Here is a 19,596-nt window from a genome sequence, read left to right as displayed (position 1 = left end):
AGAAAGTGAGGGAGTATTTATGATCCATGAAAAAGTGGAACTGCACAATGTGGAGGAACTGGTTCGTGTGGAAGGGCGACCCGGGCTGCTGATGCAGCGCGTCCCCGAATCCGTCAGAGCCGGGTTACTGGAAAAAGGTCGCGAACAAATTCGCCGGGCCGCCCACCTGGAAATCCGCTTCGGCCTGGAAACGGGAACCGCGGCGATTACCTTGGCCAGCTTTGGCGGCATCAGCCAGGTTAAGGTGTTTTACGGCGATTATGAGGTGGAGAGCCGCCAAATCGGGGATACGCCGGCAACGATTGAAATCGCGGAGGAGGGACCGGAGCCCGGATTTCAATTCAGGCAACCTTGGTCCGGAGGGGTCCCTCGTCCCTCCTTCGGCCCCATTTGGCGGATCCTCGTACACGGCCACGAGGTCCACCTGCTCGGCCTTGAAGGCGAGGGACTCCGTCCCCCCGCTCCTCACGAACAGCCAGCCCTCCGCTATCTGGCCTACGGGACCTCGATCACCTTCGGGATCGCGGCTTCCTCGCCCGAGGTGACCTATGTCGCGCAAACGGCCTGGCGCCTCGGCTTGGACGCTTTAAACCTCGGCATGCCGGGCTCCGCGCATTGCGAGCAGGCGATCGCGGAGCATATCGCCGCCAGAGGCGATTGGGACATCGCTACGTTGTGCATCTCGGTCAATATGCTCAATCAAGGCATCCCGGCCAGCCGGTTCGCCGACCAAGCGGCGGCAATGATCCGGACGATCGCCGTCGCGCATCCCGGTAAGCCGCTGGTTTGCATCGGCCTGTTCCCGAGCTTCGCCGATCTCGGCTGGACTTGGCCGGAGCGCGAGGTGCGCTCCACCAGCGGCGAGTATCGGGCGGCGCTTCGCGACGCCGTGCAGCGCTGCGGGTTTCCGCAGGTCAAGTATGTGGCCGGCGGCGAGCTGCTGGACGATTGGCGCGGCTTGTCCCATGACCTGCTGCACCCGGCCGGCACCGGCATGGTCCAAATCGGCGAACGCCTCGCCCTGGTGTTGCGCCCTTTACTGCCCGAGGTTCCGAAGATATAGGTTCGCGTGAATCACTGAGAGGAGTATTCGTACTCTTCTTTTTTTGTATCCTCTGTATTAAAACTAAAAATGTTGGTATAATAAGAACATACGTTCTTGTTTTTATATCCTTTGGTTGTAAAATACCCTAATTATTACCCTATATATAAATAAATAACTATCACAGAGGAGGGGTTACTTTGGAAAAAAAGTATAGTACCGTTTACGAACAATACAGAAGCGAGATTTACCGCATTGGCTGGAGAATACAGTACCGTACGAAAAAAATAAGATATAGAGAACGCCCTCTCTATGAAAATAGCCAATTTCCTTCTCCTTACTTTACTCGCTCATCTGAAGAAAAAATAATGGTCAGAGATCTTATCGATCAATTACCTCCAAGAGGGAGATTTATTATAGAGAAGCTGTACTTTCAGAATCTAACCGAAGAAGAAGTCGCACAGCATCTGAATATTAGTCAACAGGCGGTGAGTAAATGCAAGAAAAAAATGATACAACTTCTATCTCAGACCGCGAATTATTGAAACTACTTGAGTCAGCCAAACAGCGGGATACGGAAGCCATGTTGAAACTCGTAGAAGTATTCAAGACAGATATCTTGCGTATCAGTAAATTTATTTATTTGCCGGAGGAGGATGCCGTGTCGGAGGTAACGCTGGAGTTCCTCGAGTATGTTCTAAATGCCGAGGTTTCTGAATTTAATGGCCCCCTTCCTCCTCCTCAAAAGAAACCAGCAGCACATGATGCGCAACGGTGTGCAGATCCCGCCAGATCCGATTGACGGCCGTGTCTTCCATCACCGCGTGCATGCCCAGATACGGGAACAGTTCGCCGGCGCAGCGGACGGCCGTGCGGGCGGCCTGTTTACTGATCCGCCCGATTTCCCGCTGGGCTTCTTCCGTCAGCGCACCGCCCTTCTCCACCTGTTCCCAGGACTCGCGAACCGCCCGGTAGAACGTATCGCGGGCTTGATTCCATTCCGTCTCCATCCGCTCGATCCGTTTGCGGACAAACGAATACCGTTCAGCTCGGGCAGCTTCCCATCCCGTCTTGTTCGCTTCCGCCAGACCGGACGCCTCGTCCAGGAAATGACGCACCAGCCCCAGGGCCATCGCCGCGAACGACGTCTCCGCAAACGGAAGGAACGGGTACCGGTAAATGGCGTGATCCCCGAACCCCTTTTGCTCCGCAAGATCAAACGTCCGCTCTTCCGGCACGAAAATCCGGTCCACCCTCATGGTATGAGACTCCGTCGCCTTCAGGCCAAAGGCGTTCCAATCCGGAACGATCTCCACCTGCTCCGGCTTAAACACAAACGAACGGACCGGTGCCTCCTCGTCAGGCTCCGCCTCTCCTGTGGCGATGCGGCAGTTTGCCGTAAACAGCGTCGCATAGGAAGACCCGCTGCAGTATTTCCACGAGCCGGTCACGGTATAGCCGCCCTCCGTCTTGCGGGCCACGCCCGAGGGTGCTCCGCTGCCGGCAACCACGGCCGCTCGGGGAGAGAACAACTCCCGTGCCACCTCCGGCTCCATATAAGCCGCAAACATGCCACCGCCCGATCCGATCGTCACCAGCCAACCCAAATTCCCGTCCAGCCAGGCGGCCTCCTCAAACACCCCCAGCGCTTCCGGAAGCGCCAGCATCCGGCCGCCCAATTCCTCCGGCACAAACAGTTTGAACCAACCAAGCTCATGAACCGCTTGTAGCAGACCAGGGTCCAGCCTTCTCGTCCGCTCCATCTCCGCCGAACAGGCGCGCGCCGTTTCCTCTGTGATCATCCCTAGTTCCCCCTCCGTATATAAGTCGCGAGCCCTTGGCGGATTCGCAAACACACCCAAACACTCCGAACGCTCCCGAACCTTGGGAAGCCTTACAATCCCTCAAGTATCGCCGGCAAATCCTTTACATGGCGAGCCAGCCACTCCATTTCCTTGGCGAACCGGACAGTCGTGTCTCCTTCCCTATCCATCTCCGCATGAATCCACCAGACGCATTCCATGTACCACAATAGCTGCATAGCCTCGGTCAAGAACCCCGGGGCCGCAGGCCGTTCTTCCGTATACCCTGCCATGAAGGCCCGGGCGAGCGAGGCATCCAACCGCCCCTGAACGTCGAGGGCGCAAGAGAGCACCGCCCGGGCCGCATCGAGCGCCGGATAATCGTAATTCAGCCGATCAAAATCAAGCACAGCCGCTACCCGGTCCTCAAAAAACAACAGGTTGTCCACCCACAAGTCCCGGTGCGCCCACCCCGTAGCAACGCCCGTAAACCGATCCATGTCCGCCCCTTCCGTCGCCCGGAGTTGGACTTCGATCTCCCGCACAAGGTGATCATCCCCCGCCGCCGAAGCCGTTTGCTTCAGGGATCGCCAAAGGCTCATCCGCTCCTCGCGGCTCGGCGGAACAAACTGCGGGCTTGCCTTCGCGCTCAGCGTCCCGTCGTTCAGCAAGTGATGCATCCGGGCCGTGACGAGGCCCAAGTCATGGATCTGCCGCTCACGGACCCGGCCGGGCGGAATCAGACTTCCCTCGCTAAACTCCATCACCAGAAAGCGTTCGCCGCCCTCGCTGGTCACAAATACCTCCCTGTGGTCCGACAGCAACCGGGGACATGGCAGCCCGCTCTCCCTTAGCCTCATCTGCTGCGAAACAGCCCGGAGCAATTCTTCCGACTTGTAAAGTCTAAACCGCTCCCTGTTGTACTGTTTGATCAGAAGCTGTCCCGCATCCGTACTCACTTTCCATTTCAGGTTTAACCATCCCCGCCGGATCGGCGTGCGTTCGAACACCTCGATCCCGAAGCGGCGGCGGAGACTATTCTCAATGTCTTCCCAAATCTGTTCTTCCGATTCCGTTGGATCCACCCGATTCACCTCACGCGGTGGTGCAATTTACTAATTTCCATCTTAGGCGACGTCCCGCCTTTTGTAAATCACCTTAAAAGCGCTCCCATCCAATAGAACAAATCTTTGTTCCTCTACAAAACAACGCAATTTACCCCAAGGCCCTCTGTCCCTTTTTCCCTATGCTATAATTGAAAAAACACCCCACCTTAAGGGAGGCGGCAGCCGAGATGCCACGAGCGTTCCGTTTTCTGATTCCCCAAAAGCTGAAGTACCGCTTGTTCGCCGCGTTTGTTTTTTTGATCCTGCTTCCCTTCTGCGCTTTGAACTTATATAACTACCAGCGGATCGAACTGCTCGTGCAGCAAAAAATCAGCCAGCAGAGTCATTATCAGCTGGAGCAGATGTACCGGACGCTGGAGGAACAGATCGGCGTGGCCTTTAAAACGCTAATTTTCCTGCAGCAGGACAGCACTGTCAAATCCGTGCTGACGCATCCCGAACAGCGCAACCCGCTGGAGAACAAGAGAATGATCGAGAGCATTTTCAACAATTTGAACAACAGCTTTTTCCTGTACAATCCCTCCGTGTACTTTACGCTTCTGGATTTAAATGAAAGCGTATACACGTCTTATTCGCCCAGAGCCGTGCTGGATTACCGGTCCATGAGGGACAATCCGGGATTCGCACGGAATTCCATGAACGGAGGCTCCTACCGCTGGGTGCCTAACGACGAAAATTACGTCCTCCGGGATATTTCGGCCAGTCCGTACCTGCTGTCGGTCTATGCTTATTTGGAGGATGCGCAAAAGACACCCTATGGCCTGGCCCGCATCAGCATCGACTACTCCTCCTGGTTTCAGTCGGCGCAGAAACAGTCGGCGCTACAGCAGGAGTATTTTCTGGTGACGAGCTCGGGGGACACGATTTCCCGGTCGGCGCAGGATAGCCGATTGTCCCACAGCGTCTTGTCCCGCATTTCCGCCCGGCCGGAGCAGAAGTATTTTATCGACAAGCCGTCCAATTCCCTGATCAACTACATTTATGTGGAATCTTTAGACTGGTACATCGTCAACCGCATCCCTCTCTCTGTGCTGTTCGTCGAGATCGAGGATTTGAAGCGGCAGTATTTTCTCACTTTCTTTTTGCTGATGGGCGTGTTCCTGGTGATGACCTTCCTTATTTCGGCGACGATTACCCGTCCGCTGTCCCATTTGCAGAACAAGATGAAGGCCGTCGTGCAGAAGAACTTGAAAATACGCCTGCCCGAACATAAATTCAGCGGCGAGATCCTGGATTTGACCCGGACCTTCAACACGATGCTGGACGATACGAACGAGTTGATCCGACGGCTGAAGGCCGAAGAACGGCTGAAAGAAGCCGTGCATTTTCAAATGCTGCTGGCCCAAACCAACCCTCATTTTTTGCTGAATACGCTTAATACGATCAAATGGATCTCCATCCGCCACCAGAATGAGGAGATTACGAACATCACGCTGTCCTTGGGCAAGCTCCTGGAAGCCAGTCTGAACACGGATAAAGATCTGATCCATCTTCAGGACGAAATGGAACTAGTCCAAGCCTACGTCCACATTCAACAGGTGAGGTACCGCGACAGGTTCGAGGTGACGTATGACTACGAAGACACCGTCCGGTATGCGCTCGTTCCGAAGCTCAGCCTACAGCCGCTGGTGGAGAACGCGATTATCCACGGGTTAAGCCCGCGGCCCGGTTCGGGGCGAATTCAAATCAGGGTCTATCAAGAAACGCCGGATCAACTGACGGTGGAAATCGCGGACAACGGCGTCGGCATGGAAAAAGCGCAAGCCGCCAAGGGAGCCCGCAGGCGACCGGGCATCGGACTCGGGAACATCCGGGAGCGATTGCGTCTTCTTTTTAAAGAGAAAGGCACAATGAAGATTTGTTCTTCCGATCAAGGCGTGACCGTCCGCTTATCGTTTCCGCTGCTGCTCTCGCCCCCTTACGCCCATGAGCCATGGAATCAAGCCCAAGGGCATTCCTAATACCGGGAGGAATATTCATGTGGAATGTACTGCTCGTCGAAGATGAAGTGTTCGTGCGGGAATCCGTGCGGGAAATTATCGCCTGGGAGGAACTCGGGTTCACGGTATCCGGGGAGGCCGGCAACGGCGCGGAAGCGCTGGAGCTGATTCGGCGGGAACCGCCCGATCTGGTCCTGACGGACATTATTATGCCCGAAATGGACGGGGTCGAGCTGTTGAAACGCAGCCGGGAAGAAGGCTACGACTCCCGCTTCGTCATGCTGACCTGCATGAGCGATTTCGAATACGTCCGCCAGGCCATGGAATACGGCGCATCGAACTATATTTTGAAGCTGTCGATGAGCGTGAACTCGCTGCGGGAGACGTTGCGAAAAATCAGCGCCGAATTGCAAAAGGATCGGGTTCAGGGAAACCGGCCGGCTGTGAGCCCGGCAAAATCGGCGTCCCGCCCGGCACTGCCGCCCCTGCTGCAAGAGAATGTGACCACCCATCCGGAAATCCAGAAAATCCTGCAGTACATCCACGTCAACTTCGCGCAGGATATCACCGTCAAATCCATGTCCCAATATGTGATGATGGGGGAGAACTACGTCAGCTCGCTTTTCAAAAAGAAAACCGGCCACACGCTCATCCATTACCTGCATCAAGTCCGGGTCAACCAAGCCAGCCGGTACCTGATCGAGACCGACCTGCCCGTACATGAGATCGGCCACCGGGTCGGATTCATGAACGACAATTACTTCATTAAAATTTTCAAACGGCTGACCTCGCACACGCCCAGCAAATACAGGCAGTTGAACAAAACGGATGATAGAACAAAACTGTAGGACGCTTTACCCGACCACCGCCGCAAATGCGCATTTCTGTCGCATGAAGTCGGTGGTTTTGTTTCTTATGCCCTTTGGGTCCCGCTGATAAGCTGTAGGGGAGATCAAGTTTAAAGGGAGTGGGGCTTTTGTGAAAACATCCTGGATGAAACGTCAGCAATATCTCGGCTACTTATTTATCGGGCCTAATATGTTGGGGGTGCTGCTGTTCTTTATTGTTCCTGCCGCGTATTCATTCTACCTCATGTTCACCGACTACAAGTTTATGAACCCGGATACGAATTTCATCGGAATGGCCAACATTCGGCGCATGCTTCAGGATGAGGTCTTCTATACCGCCATCGGGAACACGCTGTTGTTCCTACTGTCGGTTCCGCTGTCCATCGGCCTCGCTTTTATCGTCGCCGTCATGCTCAACCGTTCGGTTTTTCTCAAAAAGACGCTGCGCGCCTTGTATTTCATGCCCTACATTACAAGCGGGGTAGCCGTCGCCTTTGTCTGGATGCTGCTCTTCCACCCGAACAACGGCCCTATTAACGGCATTCTGCGCTCGCTGGGCGTGACCAATCCCCCGGGCTGGCTGTCCACAATGGACACGTCCATGTACGCCATCGACATCATCTGGATCTGGTTTATGCTCGGGTACAACATGATCATCTATCTGGCCGCCCTGCAGGAAGTATCCGGCGAACTGCTGGAAGCCGCCAAAATCGACGGAGCCCGCACCTGGCAAACGGTCCGCACCATTCTGTGGCCGCTCGTCAGCCCGACGACCTTCCTGCTGCTGATTACCGGACTGATTATGTCGATCAAGCAGTTCGGCATTATCCAGGCGATCACGCAGGGCGGGCCGGGCAACAGTACGACCGTGCTCTCGCTGTTCATCTACCAGAACGCCTTCCGTTATTACGAAATGGGCTACGCCTCCGCCATCTCCTGGGCTTTGTTCCTCATCATCCTGCTGTTCACCACGGTCCAATGGATGGGACAAAAACGCTGGGTCCACTATTAAGGAGGGAAAACCGACAATGACTAGAGCCCTGATGCAAAAAATCGTTCTCACGCTGCTTATGCTGTTTTTCAGCATCGTCATGATCGTTCCTTTCCTGTGGATGATCAGCACCTCGTTCAAAACGCCGGCGGAGGTGTTCCATTACCCGATCCGGTGGATTCCCACCGATTTCCACTGGGAGCATCATCTGAAAATATGGACAGGACCGAACAGCTTCGTGCATTATTACTTGAATTCGCTGAAAGTGGCGCTCCTCGGTACAGCCGGGGCGGTACTGCTCTCCGCCTTGGCGGCTTACGGCTTTGCGCGGATCGAATTTAAGGGCCGGAACGCGCTGTTCCTGATTTATTTGTCCATGATGATGGTTCCGCCCCAGGTTCTGTTCGTGCCCAAATTCATCATGTTCGACTGGGCCGGCATTTACAACACCCATTGGGCGCTGATTCTCCCGGGGATGTTCACGATTTTCGGCGTGTTTATGATGCGGCAGTTTTTCCTGTCGGTGCCTTACGAGATTTCCGAGGCCGCCTTTTTGGACGGAGCCGGGCATTTCCGCATCTTCTCGCAAATTATTCTGCCGATGGCCAAACCTTCGTTGGCCACGCTGGCCATCATCGATTTCTCCTGGCATTGGAACGATTACGAGAACGCACTCGTGTTTCTGATCGACCAGGATCTATTCACCGTTCCGCTCGGTCTGCAGAATTTCATTCTTGAAAATAACGTCGACTATAACGGCATGATGGCCGCGGCCACCGCCGGGATCATTCCGATGATTCTCGTCTTCCTGATCGGCCAGAAGTACATCATTGAAGGCGTGGCCAGCTCGGCGGTTAAGGGTTGAACCTAATGAGGAAGGGAGTGCTTTGGAACATGAAATTGGAAAAGGTTCATAACGATATCACCGTGGTCGGCGGAGGGCTGGCCGGCGTATGCGCCGCCGTGGCGGCGGCCCGGCTCGGGCGGAAAGTCGCCCTGGTCCACAACCGCGGGGTGCTGGGCGGCAACTCCAGCAGCGAGGTGCGGGTATGGGTCTGCGGAGCGACCGCGCACGGGATTAACCGGTACGCCCGGGAGACGGGAATCATGGGCGAAATGTTCGTCGAGAACCAGTACCGCAACCCCGACGGCAACCCGTACCTGTGGGATCTGGTTGTCCTGGAAACGGTGCGGGCCGAACTGAACATCTCGCTATATCTGAATACCGACGTGCATGAGGTCGAAGCGGAGGGGCCGGACGAAGACCGGCGAATCCGGTCGGTGACCGGCTGGATGATGGGATCGGAGCGGCGGATCACCTTCGAGAGCCCGATGTTTCTCGATTGTACGGGCGACGGACTCGTCGGGTTTCTGGCGGGAGCGCGGTACCGGATCGGCCGGGAAGCCCGGCATGAATTCGGGGAAGCGTGGGCGCCGGAGGAAGCCGATGAGATTACGCTGGGCAGCACGCTGCTGTTCTACACGAAGGACGCGGGACATCCCGTCAAATTCGTGCCGCCTTCGTTCGCCAAGGATATTACCCGAACGCCGATTCCGCTGAAGCGGATCATCCGCAGCGGGGACTCCGGCTGCCACTATTGGTGGATCGAGTGGGGCGGCGAACTGGACACGGTGCACGATAACGAGCGGATCCGCGATGAGCTGTGGTCCGTAATCTACGGCATCTGGGATTACATCAAAAATTCGGGCCGATTCGACGCGGACCGCCTGACGTTGGAATGGGTCGGCTCCCAGCCGGGCAAGCGCGAATATCGGCGATTTACGGGAGATTACGTCCTGACGCAAAACGACATTATCGCCCAGCAACGTTTTGATGACCGGGTCGCCTTCGGGGGCTGGTCCATCGACCTGCATCCGCCGCAGGGGATGTATGCCGAAGCCAGCGGCTCCAAGCATATGCACGCGGACGGCAACTACCACATCCCGTTCCGCAGCCTCTATTCCGCCAACGTGGCGAACCTGCTGTTCGCCGGGCGGAACATCAGCGCGACGCACGTCGCCTTCGGCACCACCCGGGTGATGGCCACCTGCGCCATCCTGGGGGAAGCCGCCGGAACGGCGGCCGCGCTGTGCGCCGAGCGGAACATGACGCCGAGAGAGATGTCCCGGCACCATACCCCGCTCCTGCAGCAAACGCTGCTGCGGCAGGACGCCTCCGTGCTGGGGCTCGTCAACCGCGACCCCGGCGATTTGGCCCGGCAGGCGGTCGTACGCGCCTCCTCGCATCTCTCGCGGATCGCCGTGGAGACCCCGCGGGAGGCCTACCCGCTGGAGAACGACATCGCCGTCCTGCTGCCGGCCGACCCGGGGCTACGCGGCAAGCTGGAATGGCTCGTCGACGCGGCCGGCCCGACGGAGATGACGGTCGAGGTGTGGAGCACCGGGCGACCGGAGAATTACGTTCCTGCCGCGCTAGAATACCGAGCCTCGGTGCAGGTTGCCGAGGGTCCGAAACAGTGGGTCGCGGTGGAGCTCGACTGGATGCCGGACGAAAGCCAGAACGCTTTTGTCATCGTGCGCGGCAATCCCTTGCTCCAGTTGTATCTGTCGAACTCCACAGTGACAGGCCTGCTTGCTTTTGAGCGGGGCGTAGGGTCCGGCGTATCCAAAGATTTGGAGGATCACGACGACACCCAGCCGGTCGTGGAATGGAGCATGAAGCGGCTGGCGCGCCGGCTTTTCTGCCTGCGGGCGGACTTCCCGACGGAGGCTTACCGCCCCGAACGGATCATCGATGGCTACAAGCGCCCGTATGGGGGGCCGCATATGTGGCTGTCCGGGCCGATGTCGGCGGCGACGGTGACGGCGGCGACGGTGACGGCGGCGGTGGATGCGGTGGCGCTGACGGCGGGGGGAGCGGTTACGGAGAGCGTGTCGGCGACTGAGGACGCGGTGACACCGGAGCAGCCTGCTCCCTGGATCGAGCTAAGCTGGGACCGGCCCCGGGAAATCCGGGAGCTGCACCTGATTTTCAATGACGATGTGAACGAGGACCTGATCAATCTGCATCATCACCGGACACCCTTCGAAGTCATCCCGGAACTGGCCAAATGCTACCGGATCGAGGCCCTGGCGAACGACGGAAGTTGGACCCCCGTGCTCCGCGAAACCGGCAACCGCCGGCGAAAACGGGTCCACACGCTTGCCCGCCCTTTGACCGCGGCGGCCGTTCGGCTGGTCATTGAAGAGACCCATGGCTCGGCTTACGCGGAGGTCATCGAAATCCGGGCCTATGAGTAGACGGCGGTAGTGTGCAGGCAGGCGTAGTGTGGAAGCGACCGTTGGGTGCAGAGGCCGTAGTGTGCAGGCGCCGTTGGGACCTGTTACAAAGAAATGGGGCCTTCTATGACTGCTAGCGTGGCATTAAAACTGACATGGGTGCTAACCTTGCCAGCCTTTATGAGACTTATTCGCCGGCTTTAGTGACGACGTGGCGAACTAGGCCTGGTACCCGCAGCTTCTCTTGCCGGCCGCCAAAATAACTGCCTTCTGGGCAATGACGTTGCATCAACCCTTCCTTGATGCTGCCCATTTGGGGCCAATCCGCCGCTTCGGCAAGCAACATGTCGAACTTAGATCGTCGTCTCCGCCTCTAAACCATGCTAACGGTCGCCACAGCCGTTATTTGCCCTGTTTGCGCTGAATCCAAATTCTAACGGCCGCCACGGCCCCTATTTCATATAAGTATGGCTGTTTTGGTCGAAATGAAGGTAAATAACGGTCCACACGACCGTTAAAATCCCATTACGTGATTCAATCGCAACATAACGGCTCTCACGGCCGTTAGACTTTCTAACTGCAGAACCTTGTTTAAAAGCCTGTACTTTTTTGCGAAGTTCTTTAAAAGCGATTAAGGCATCAAGCTCCGTTGTAATCATGTGTCAGGGTTAATGCAACGCAAGTGACTTTTGGGCCGTTATTTTGGCTCGATTCGGCTCCACGGCATAATAGCGGTCAAAAAGGGCCTTATTTACCTTGTACGAAACCCAGATCAGGGTTTGGGCCGCTTTTTTCCAAAAATAAGCGCCTAAAGAGCCAAATTCGACAAAATAGCGCCTTAAAAGACCCTTATTCACCTCCCCTACCTCAAAACGGAGTTGACCGCTGACAAATTTGCTCAAGTTTTCCGCACCGAAGCCTAATTGGCAGAAAAAGCGTCCAATTAGGCCGCTATTTTCGGAGAGCAGCCCGAGAAATCAGCCGGGCGTCGGCTCCAGTCCATACCTCAATTCCGGACCAACTTCACGTACGCCGTCCCCACGTTCTCCTACTCCACCTTAACCCACGATCGCATCGTTATTGGAATGGCCGCTAATTTCAAAAAATTCGGTCCCAGCTGGATAGGCGTTGGACCAGGTCGACCTGCTGGAGGCGGAGAAGTTCTCGTCATCCGAGAAATGCTCCACCTCGCCTAGCTTCTCCCCGATTTCCGCCGCGGGTACGCTTTCCTCCGTAACCCGATAACTGTCCCCCTGCCACCGGACGAAGGCATAGGCCCAATCCCCGCTGCCTGTAGCGGCCCGATCGGAGCAACCCGCGACAAGGCTCGAGAACAAAACCATAACCGCCAAAAACAGGCGTCCCAAAATTCCCACCCCGTTTCCTAAAGTAAAAGTCTGCATTTTTTACCATTGTACCTTGCATTTACTTGGGGTGGTACGTGCGAAAGGTAGAAGATTAGTTAGTGGAGTAAGGTGTTTTATCGGCGGGTTAGGAGGAACGGGCAGCGCGATTAAGCAGGGGGCCGGAATGGGCTAGGAAGTAGATTCCTGCATTTTTGCATCCTTTGCTTATGTTCTTACTTTCCGGCAACCTCGGCCCATTCCGGCCCGGTCAACTGCATACGCTGCCGACTTCCGGCTACTCGGGAGTGTGTCGCCGTCCTACTTGGAGCGAGCGCTTGCGTTTGTCCACCGGGGCGGGATCTGGATCGCCGGGCCTCCGACCGGCGGACGGACGGCCGAGCATACCGTTCTGACCGATGCCGGGCAAACCTTCGGCGTAGCCGCCCCGCTCTCCGCGCGGGGTTTGAGCCGGCCGGAAGCGACCTCGGTGGTCGGGGGCTGGATTTTTTGACGGAGCGGCCGATCTATTAGTGAGCGCGTGCTGGCCCCCAATACCAGTACAAAGAACCCCTGCAGGTAATGCAGGGGTTCTTGTCCAATCACGCATATTTGCATTCAGCGAGATCGTCCAATTAAAATTGTGTTAAATCGAGCAATATCGAATTACCGAATTGGATATATAGATAAAATTAATAAAGTGCAAAGGACTGATTTAGGTGCTTGTGGAAGTGATGTTTGGCACTTAGAGAGCTAAATGGGAAGGGTATTGGGAAATATGTCCCCAGTTCGTTTTCCGACCTACGCTTTAAAAAATATAAAAGTAAAAATGGTTATCTTCTAGTGATTGATAATAGTTTGAATCTCGTTTTGCAGTGAAGATAATAGCTCTTTCATATTTATATCGTCATTAATAGCCTTCCACAGTTGTTGATTAGCAATTTTGAAAATCTCGTCATTTTGCTCAGTACTTATTGGAATATTGGGAATATCTGACGGGGTAATACTATAAAATGCTTTCCAATTCTTATTAAGCTGACTATAGTATCCATCCCGTGACAGGAGTACGGAAAAATCGTTACTCGATTGATATGTGTTTGCAAATTCTGAACCATTGATATACTCAATAAATTTCCAACTTTCTTCCATTTTACTCGATCCGGAATAAATTCCAAAAAGGGCATTTGGCAAAATAGCTGAGGCGCTCTTAGAATAGGCTGGATCTACCGGCGCGGTGACAACGTCCCACTCGAAATCCGCATTTAATAGATCATCCATCAGATAGGAATAGTCAACCGTCATAGCTATGTTTCCGGATGTAAATGGAAAGTTACCGGGATTTTCTTCAATTTTATTAATGCTTTCTCTTGTTTTCAAAGTTCCCGCTTTAGCCCCTTCCAGAATAGGACCCAAAACATTCTCCCAACTCGAAGTATTTATTGTTGCTTGGCTTCCTGCTGTACCTATATAACGAACCCCTTGTGATGCTGCGATATCAACAGCCATACCAAACAAAGTTTTATCATAATATAGTCCTACAAAATCACTTTTATTTGTAGCAGATTTCGTTATAGTAGTAGCCAATTTAAAGACATCTTCCCAACTCACTCCATCGACTGGATAATCCACACCATATTGATCAAAAAGCCTTTTGTTATAAAATAGTGCCTTTGCTGAAAATGTTGGTGTTAAAGCATAAATGTTACCTTGACCTTTTGAGCGTAAATATTCCAGCAAATTGGGGTTTACTTCCTCAATTTTTAAATTTCTAGATTTGTTAATGTATGGATCAAGTTTCACCAACATTCCTTCAGAAATAATGGAGTCAAAAAACGTTTCCTCCACATAAACTATATCAGGTTGTTCGGTTTTTATTAACTGTTTAAGCGTTTTCTCGCTCAGTCCCTGCTTATAATAATCAGATAATGGTATGACTTCAAAATCTATATTGGGATGCTTTGCACTGAAGACATTTCCGTATTTGGTCATAAACTCATCAGTATCAAAATAAAGAACCCTGAGTGTAACATCTCTTTCCACTGGTCTATTCGCACACCCCGATTGCATCAACATAATGACCACAAGGATCACAATCCATCTTTTCATACTAAAATCTCCTTAATACAAATATTTATTAAAAAGATAATGCATTCTGTTTATTTTCCACGTACCACTTGGCTTGGGTCAAATACATGTTTTTGTAGTAACCATTTTTGCTCATCAGCTCAGAGTGTGAACCGCTTTCTATAATTTCACCATCTTTTAAAACAATAATATTATCTGCCTGTTTACAGCTCCCCAGTCTATGGGTCACAGTTATAGTAGTCATCCCTGCAGTGATCTTATAGAACAGATCTAGCATATTTGATTCAGCTATTGGATCCAGTGAAGACGTAGGTTCGTCAAAAAAAATAATTTCAGCCTCTTTAAATAGCGCTCTCGCAATTGCTATCTTTTGCCACTCCCCACCGGATAAGTCTATACCATTAGTAAATCTCTGTCTAAGCCATTTGTCTTCGATAGGAGGTTGTCGCTCTCAATTTGCTGGAGTATAGATAGCACCTTCTCATCCGAATCAAAGCTTTCCACGTCTGTTAAGCTTATATTTTCCCTAAGCTCCCGGATTTTCTCCTTAAACCGTGAGATCGTCTTGGGAGCCAGTCGAATCGTCGCCTGCTTAATGGATAGGAAGCTAAATCCGAGGAATTTGCGCCTCCATGGCCTGTCAACCGCACTTTTCTCCCGATTCACTTTTAGTTTCAGCTTTCCTTCTACAAAGCGAGTTATCGATTTCATTACACGTTCGCCTGCCCATCTACTCGCGACGAAGATGTTGCAGTCGTCTGCATAGCGGACGAATTTCAAGCCACGCTGGGAGCTCCTCCGTTTTGCACCACTCGGTTATAGGCGAGCCTAATGTTCTCTCCTTCGAGCATTCGCTCTAGCAAGTCGTTCTGTGCTTGGCGATAGGAAGGGGCGATTTGTGCCGGTGGATAGCTCGGCGCTCCAGCATACCCTGACGGCTTCACCGTTTCTCTTTGCTGGCAGCTCCCTTCCGGGATATTCGGCTGTCTTTGCTCTCCACTCGAACGCATCGGTTTCCTCTCTCCTTTCGGCTTACGCCCTTCCGCTTTCCTGCGTCCCGTACTTACGTACTATGGCCTCTGCTGACTCCTGTGGGTTCAGCGCAACCTCTCGGTTGCGGTTACGAAGTGACTTCGCATTTTTTTCCCACAGGCCTCCCCAGATAAGAGCGTCATCTTTCCGCCCGCGACCACTGGAGTCTATAAGATTAGCCCTTGGCGGCTTTGGATTTTGTTGTGTCTAGGCAACTCATCCGACTAATCCTGCCTCAAATCCAGTTCGTGTACCTTGGCCCGTGCTTTTGCCTCCGGCTTCCTTCAGATTCCACCTCGCGATGGACACCCTTGCTTTTGGCTAACGGTAGGCGCCTCGCCAGCCCCCGTTCAGGACTCTCACCCTAGAGATGACGCCCATGCTGGGCGTACAATAAATAGACCCGTCCGCTTAAGCGGACGGGTCTATTTTGTATGTGTATTGGCGCGTTATTTTGATCTTAAGAACGCTTCAGGTTGTAGAAGGATTTCAAGCCGTTGTATTGAGCCAGTTCGCCCAATTGATCTTCGATGCGGAGCAATTGGTTGTACTTCGCAATACGGTCGGTACGGGAAGGCGCACCGGTTTTGATTTGGCCGGCATTGGTAGCAACCGCGATGTCAGCGATCGTGCTGTCTTCGGACTCACCGGAACGGTGGGAGACAACCGCTGTATAACCAGCGCGTTTTGCCATTTCGATCGCGTCGAAGGTTTCAGTCAGCGTACCGATTTGGTTCACTTTGATCAGGATCGAGTTACCGATGCCGTCTTTGATCCCTTTTTCCAGACGCTCAGTGTTAGTTACGAACAAGTCGTCGCCAACGAGTTGGATTTTGTTGCCCAATTTTTCAGTGAGCAATTTCCAACCTTCCCAGTCGTCTTCAGAGCAGCCGTCTTCGATGGTGATGATCGGATATTTGTCAACCCAAGAAGACAAGAGGTCAACGAACTCAGCAGGCGTAAAGGATTTGCCTTCGCCTTCGAGATGATATTTGCCGTCTTTGAAGAATTCGGTGGAAGCTACGTCCATGCCCAGGAAAACATCTTCGCCTGGTTTGTAACCAGCTTTCGTAATAGCTTCCATAATGGAAGACAAAGCGTCTTCGTTGGAAGTGAAGTTAGGAGCAAAACCGCCTTCGTCGCCAACAGCCGTGTTCAAGCCTTTAGCTTTCAGAACGGATTTCAGGTTGTGGAAAATTTCAGCGCCGATACGAAGAGCTTCTTTGAATGTAGGAGCGCCTACAGGCAATACCATGAACTCTTGTACGTCAACGTTGTTGTCGGCATGTGCGCCGCCGTTAACGATGTTCATCATTGGAACCGGCAGTTGTTTAGCATTGAATCCGCCGAGGTAAACATACAGAGGCAGGTCCAAAGCGTCAGCTGCAGCGCGGGCTACAGCCATGGAAACGGCCAGGATGGCGTTAGCGCCGAGTTTGCCTTTGTTTGGCGTGCCGTCCAAAGCGATCATCAGTTTGTCGATGCCGAGTTGGTCCAGCGCGTCCATTCCGATCACTTCAGGAGCGATGATTTCGTTTACGTTCTCAACGGCTTTCAGAACGCCTTTGCCGAGGTAACGGGATTTGTCGTCGTCGCGAAGCTCAACCGCTTCGTGAGCGCCTGTGGAAGCGCCGGAAGGAACGATCGCGCGTCCGATGGCGCCGGATTCCAAGTATACTTCAACTTCTACTGTCGGGTTACCGCGGGAGTCGAGGACTTCGCGAGCGTATACGTCAGAGATAATAGTCATGTGTATATTCTCCTTTTGATTTTCAATTTTTTAGGATTGTACTGCTATCTATATCCAATATATCAAAATCTTAAGCCTTGCGGCCAGCAATCATCGATTGACCGGTCATTTCCGCCGGCTGCGGCAGACCCATCAGGTCGAGGAGCGTCGGTGCCACGTCGGCCAGAATGCCGCTTTCGCGCAGGATCACATTTTCGTCAGTGACGATAATCGGAACCGGGTTGGTCGTGTGCGCGGTAAACGGACGGCCGTTCTCGTCGAACACCATGTCCGCGTTGCCGTGGTCGGCGATGATCACAACGACCCCGCCTTTGGCCTTAACGGCGTCCACCACTTTGCCCACGCACTCGTCGGTCACTTCGACCGCCTTCTTCGTCGGTTCCAGCATGCCGGAGTGTCCGACCATGTCCGGGTTGGCAAAGTTCAGAATGATGGCGTCATGCTTGTCTGCTTCAATTTCCTTCACGCAGGCTTCAGCCACTTCATAAGCGCTCATTTCCGGCTTCAAGTCATAAGTCGCCACTTTCGGCGAATTGATCAGGATGCGAGTTTCGCCCGGAAGCTCCACGTCGCGCCCGCCGCTGAAAAAGAAGGTTACGTGCGGATACTTTTCCGTTTCCGCGATACGGAGCTGCTTCTTGCCTTGTTGTACCAGCACTTCGCCGAACGTGTTGTCTAGATTCTTAGGCGCATAGGCCACGAAACCTTCCACCGTTTCCGCAAACAACGTCAGGCAGACGAAGTGCAGATCCTTCGGAAATTTCGGTCCGCGGTCAAAGCCTTGGAAGTCCTTGTTCGTAAACACGTTGGACAACTGGATCGCACGGTCGGGACGGAAGTTCAGGAACACGACGGAGTCGCCAGATTCCACCAACGCGATCGGTTGGTCATGACCATCCACGATCACTGTCGGCATCACGAACTCGTCAAATACCGACTTCTCGTACGATTCCGTTACGGCCGTAACCGGATCGGTATACTTCGGACCTTCGCCGTATACCATCGCACGGTACGATTTCTCAACGCGTTCCCAGCGTTTGTCGCGGTCCATGGCATAATAGCGGCCTTGAACCGTAGCGATCTTGCCTACGCCTACTTCTTCAATCTTCGCGATCAGACGCTCGATGAAGCCTTTCGCGCTGTCCGGAGCTACGTCACGTCCGTCCAGGAAAGCATGGATATACACTTCGTGCATATCTTCTTTCTTGGCCAGGTCGAGCATCGCGAACATATGGTCGATGTGACTGTGCACCCCACCGTCGGAAAGAAGCCCGTACAAATGCAGTTTCTTGCCTTTCGATTTGGCGCTGCGAACGGCAGCAACCAGGGTTTCGTTCTGGAAGAACTCGCCTTCGCGGATCGACTTGGAAATACGAGTCAAATCCTGATAGACGATCCGTCCGGCGCCGATGTTCAAATGACCGACTTCGGAATTGCCCATTTGACCTTCAGGCAAACCTACGGCTTCGCCGCAAGCGGTCAGGGTCGTATTCGGATACTCTTTCAGGTAACGGTCGTAGTTAGGCTTGTTTGCCTGAGCGACCGCATTCCCCTCCACCGTATTCCGAAGTCCGAAGCCGTCCATGATGATCAGTGCTACTGGTTTTGGAGTGGACATCTTACTTTGCCCCCTCAACCAATTGAATATAGGAAGCCGGTTGCAGACTGGCGCCGCCCACGAGCGCGCCGTCGATGTCGCTTTGGCCCATATATTCCTTCACATTTTCCGGCTTCACGCTACCGCCGTATTGAATGCGAATTTTGTCGGCTACTTCCACACCGTACAGGTCTTTCACCAGGCTGCGGATGTAGGAGATGACTTCATTGGCATCTTCCGAAGTGGAAGATTTGCCGGTGCCGATGGCCCAGATCGGTTCGTAGGCGATAACGACTTGAGCGGCTTGCTCCGCGGACAACCCCTTCAGGGCCGCTTCGGTTTGGACCTTCACGACATCCTTCGTTTGACCCGCTTCGCGCTCTTCCAGCTTTTCGCCGACGCACGGGATTGGCGTCAATCCGTGTTTGAATGCGGCATGTACCTTCTTATTGACGATTTCATCGGTTTCGCCAAAATAAGCACGGCGCTCGGAATGTCCGATAATGACATAATCCACGCCCAGCTCTTTCAGCATTCCCCCGCTGATTTCGCCGGTGAATGCACCTTCGTCTTCAAAGTGCAGGTTTTGCGCGCCGATTTTGATCGACGTGCCTTTGGCGGCTTCCACCAAAGCCGGAAGATTCGTAAACGGAGCGCAGATCACGCTCTCTACGCCTTCAACTTCCGCTTTCCCTTTGATGCCCTCGAAGAAAGCTTTTGCTTCGGAAACGGTTTTGAACATCTTCCAGTTCCCGGCAATAATAGGTGTTCTCATGGAGCACACTCCTTCGTTAAAACT

General features: G+C 53.6%; 20 protein-coding genes and 1 pseudogene. 8 read left to right on the top strand and 13 right to left on the bottom strand.

Annotation, left to right across the window (positions count from 1 at the left end):
- Window positions 1-19: 19 nt before the first annotated feature.
- Together V4U88_RS14920 and V4U88_RS14915 are read left to right on the top strand one after the other, a co-directional pair.
- Complete coding sequence (locus tag V4U88_RS14920; RefSeq protein ID WP_334074052.1) at window positions 20-1,063, top strand: GDSL-type esterase/lipase family protein; 1,044 nt, start codon at window positions 20-22, stop codon at window positions 1,061-1,063.
- Between the two features lie 179 nt (window positions 1,064-1,242).
- On the top strand, window positions 1,243-1,587 hold the full coding sequence (locus V4U88_RS14915) for a sigma factor-like helix-turn-helix DNA-binding protein (protein WP_334074051.1): 345 nt from the start codon (window positions 1,243-1,245) through the stop codon (window positions 1,585-1,587).
- 174 nt (window positions 1,588-1,761) lie between these two features.
- On the opposite strand, the gene V4U88_RS14910 is transcribed toward V4U88_RS14915, so the two are convergent.
- Both V4U88_RS14910 and V4U88_RS14905 read right to left on the bottom strand, forming a co-directional pair.
- Window positions 1,762-2,844, bottom strand: a complete 1,083-nt coding sequence (locus V4U88_RS14910) for an acyl-CoA dehydrogenase family protein (RefSeq protein WP_334074050.1) — start codon at window positions 2,842-2,844, stop codon at window positions 1,762-1,764.
- A gap of 92 nt (window positions 2,845-2,936) precedes the next feature.
- Window positions 2,937-3,929 (bottom strand): phosphotransferase, encoded by a 993-nt coding sequence (locus tag V4U88_RS14905; protein WP_334074049.1) that lies wholly within the window; start codon window positions 3,927-3,929, stop codon window positions 2,937-2,939.
- Window positions 3,930-4,138: 209 nt separating this feature from the next.
- On the opposite strand from V4U88_RS14905, the gene V4U88_RS14900 reads away from it, so the two are divergent.
- The 5 genes from V4U88_RS14900 (at window position 4,139) to V4U88_RS14880 (ending at window position 11,011) form a co-directional block, all read left to right on the top strand.
- Complete coding sequence (locus V4U88_RS14900) at window positions 4,139-5,932, top strand: cache domain-containing sensor histidine kinase (RefSeq protein WP_334074048.1); 1,794 nt, start codon at window positions 4,139-4,141, stop codon at window positions 5,930-5,932.
- A gap of 17 nt (window positions 5,933-5,949) precedes the next feature.
- Entirely contained in the window at window positions 5,950-6,759 is an 810-nt protein-coding gene (locus tag V4U88_RS14895) for a response regulator transcription factor (RefSeq protein ID WP_334074047.1), read from the top strand.
- Between the two features lie 130 nt (window positions 6,760-6,889).
- On the top strand, window positions 6,890-7,771 hold the full coding sequence (locus V4U88_RS14890; protein WP_334074046.1) for a carbohydrate ABC transporter permease: 882 nt from the start codon (window positions 6,890-6,892) through the stop codon (window positions 7,769-7,771).
- Window positions 7,772-7,787: 16 nt separating this feature from the next.
- Complete coding sequence (locus V4U88_RS14885) at window positions 7,788-8,615, top strand: carbohydrate ABC transporter permease (RefSeq protein ID WP_334074045.1); 828 nt, start codon at window positions 7,788-7,790, stop codon at window positions 8,613-8,615.
- A 29-nt stretch (window positions 8,616-8,644) separates the two neighbouring features.
- Window positions 8,645-11,011, top strand: coding sequence for an FAD-dependent oxidoreductase (locus tag V4U88_RS14880; protein ID WP_334074044.1), 2,367 nt, complete (start codon window positions 8,645-8,647; stop codon window positions 11,009-11,011).
- Window positions 11,012-11,177: 166 nt separating this feature from the next.
- Here V4U88_RS14880 and V4U88_RS14875 read toward each other — a convergent pair whose 3' ends face one another.
- The 4 genes from V4U88_RS14875 to V4U88_RS14860 form a co-directional block, all read right to left on the bottom strand.
- Entirely contained in the window at window positions 11,178-11,336 is a 159-nt protein-coding gene (locus tag V4U88_RS14875; RefSeq protein ID WP_334074043.1) for a hypothetical protein, read from the bottom strand.
- Window positions 11,337-11,442: 106 nt separating this feature from the next.
- Window positions 11,443-11,649, bottom strand: coding sequence for a hypothetical protein (locus tag V4U88_RS14870; protein ID WP_334074042.1), 207 nt, complete (start codon window positions 11,647-11,649; stop codon window positions 11,443-11,445).
- A gap of 9 nt (window positions 11,650-11,658) precedes the next feature.
- The gene (locus tag V4U88_RS14865; protein WP_334074041.1) at window positions 11,659-11,892 is read right to left on the bottom strand and encodes a hypothetical protein; all 234 of its coding nucleotides are present in this window, start codon (window positions 11,890-11,892) and stop codon (window positions 11,659-11,661) included.
- A gap of 156 nt (window positions 11,893-12,048) precedes the next feature.
- Window positions 12,049-12,366 carry a hypothetical protein gene (locus tag V4U88_RS14860; protein WP_334074040.1) on the bottom strand — a complete coding sequence of 106 codons (318 nt, stop codon included), beginning with the start codon at window positions 12,364-12,366 and terminating at the stop codon, window positions 12,049-12,051.
- Window positions 12,367-12,658: 292 nt separating this feature from the next.
- On the opposite strand from V4U88_RS14860, the gene V4U88_RS14855 reads away from it, so the two are divergent.
- Window positions 12,659-12,847 (top strand): hypothetical protein, encoded by a 189-nt coding sequence (locus V4U88_RS14855; RefSeq protein ID WP_334074039.1) that lies wholly within the window; start codon window positions 12,659-12,661, stop codon window positions 12,845-12,847.
- A gap of 326 nt (window positions 12,848-13,173) precedes the next feature.
- Here V4U88_RS14855 and V4U88_RS14850 read toward each other — a convergent pair whose 3' ends face one another.
- The 7 genes and pseudogenes from V4U88_RS14850 to tpiA form a co-directional block, all read right to left on the bottom strand.
- Window positions 13,174-14,439, bottom strand: coding sequence for an ABC transporter substrate-binding protein (locus tag V4U88_RS14850; RefSeq protein WP_334074038.1), 1,266 nt, complete (start codon window positions 14,437-14,439; stop codon window positions 13,174-13,176).
- A 28-nt stretch (window positions 14,440-14,467) separates the two neighbouring features.
- Window positions 14,468-14,779 (bottom strand): hypothetical protein, encoded by a 312-nt coding sequence (locus V4U88_RS27015; RefSeq protein WP_416367284.1) that lies wholly within the window; start codon window positions 14,777-14,779, stop codon window positions 14,468-14,470.
- A 161-nt stretch (window positions 14,780-14,940) separates the two neighbouring features.
- Window positions 14,941-15,210, bottom strand: a pseudogene (locus V4U88_RS27010) (group II intron reverse transcriptase/maturase); the annotation flags it as partial.
- Window positions 15,195-15,428: a hypothetical protein gene (locus V4U88_RS27005; RefSeq protein WP_416367280.1), complete on the bottom strand. Its 234-nt coding sequence runs from the start codon at window positions 15,426-15,428 to the stop codon at window positions 15,195-15,197. The gene V4U88_RS27005 and the pseudogene V4U88_RS27010, both read right to left, overlap by 16 nt.
- A gap of 482 nt (window positions 15,429-15,910) precedes the next feature.
- Window positions 15,911-17,200: a phosphopyruvate hydratase gene (eno, locus tag V4U88_RS14840; protein ID WP_334074037.1), complete on the bottom strand. Its 1,290-nt coding sequence runs from the start codon at window positions 17,198-17,200 to the stop codon at window positions 15,911-15,913.
- A 70-nt stretch (window positions 17,201-17,270) separates the two neighbouring features.
- Window positions 17,271-18,818 (bottom strand): 2,3-bisphosphoglycerate-independent phosphoglycerate mutase, encoded by a 1,548-nt coding sequence (gpmI, locus tag V4U88_RS14835; protein WP_334074036.1) that lies wholly within the window; start codon window positions 18,816-18,818, stop codon window positions 17,271-17,273.
- A gap of 1 nt (window position 18,819) precedes the next feature.
- Window positions 18,820-19,572 (bottom strand): triose-phosphate isomerase, encoded by a 753-nt coding sequence (gene tpiA, locus V4U88_RS14830; protein WP_334074035.1) that lies wholly within the window; start codon window positions 19,570-19,572, stop codon window positions 18,820-18,822.
- Window positions 19,573-19,596 lie beyond the last annotated feature (24 nt).

This window comes from Paenibacillus sp. A14 (genome assembly GCF_036864815.1).
In the GTDB taxonomy this organism is placed as follows: domain Bacteria; phylum Bacillota; class Bacilli; order Paenibacillales; family Paenibacillaceae; genus Fontibacillus; species Fontibacillus sanfengchensis.
This window is presented reverse-complemented; position numbering and strand designations above follow the sequence as displayed.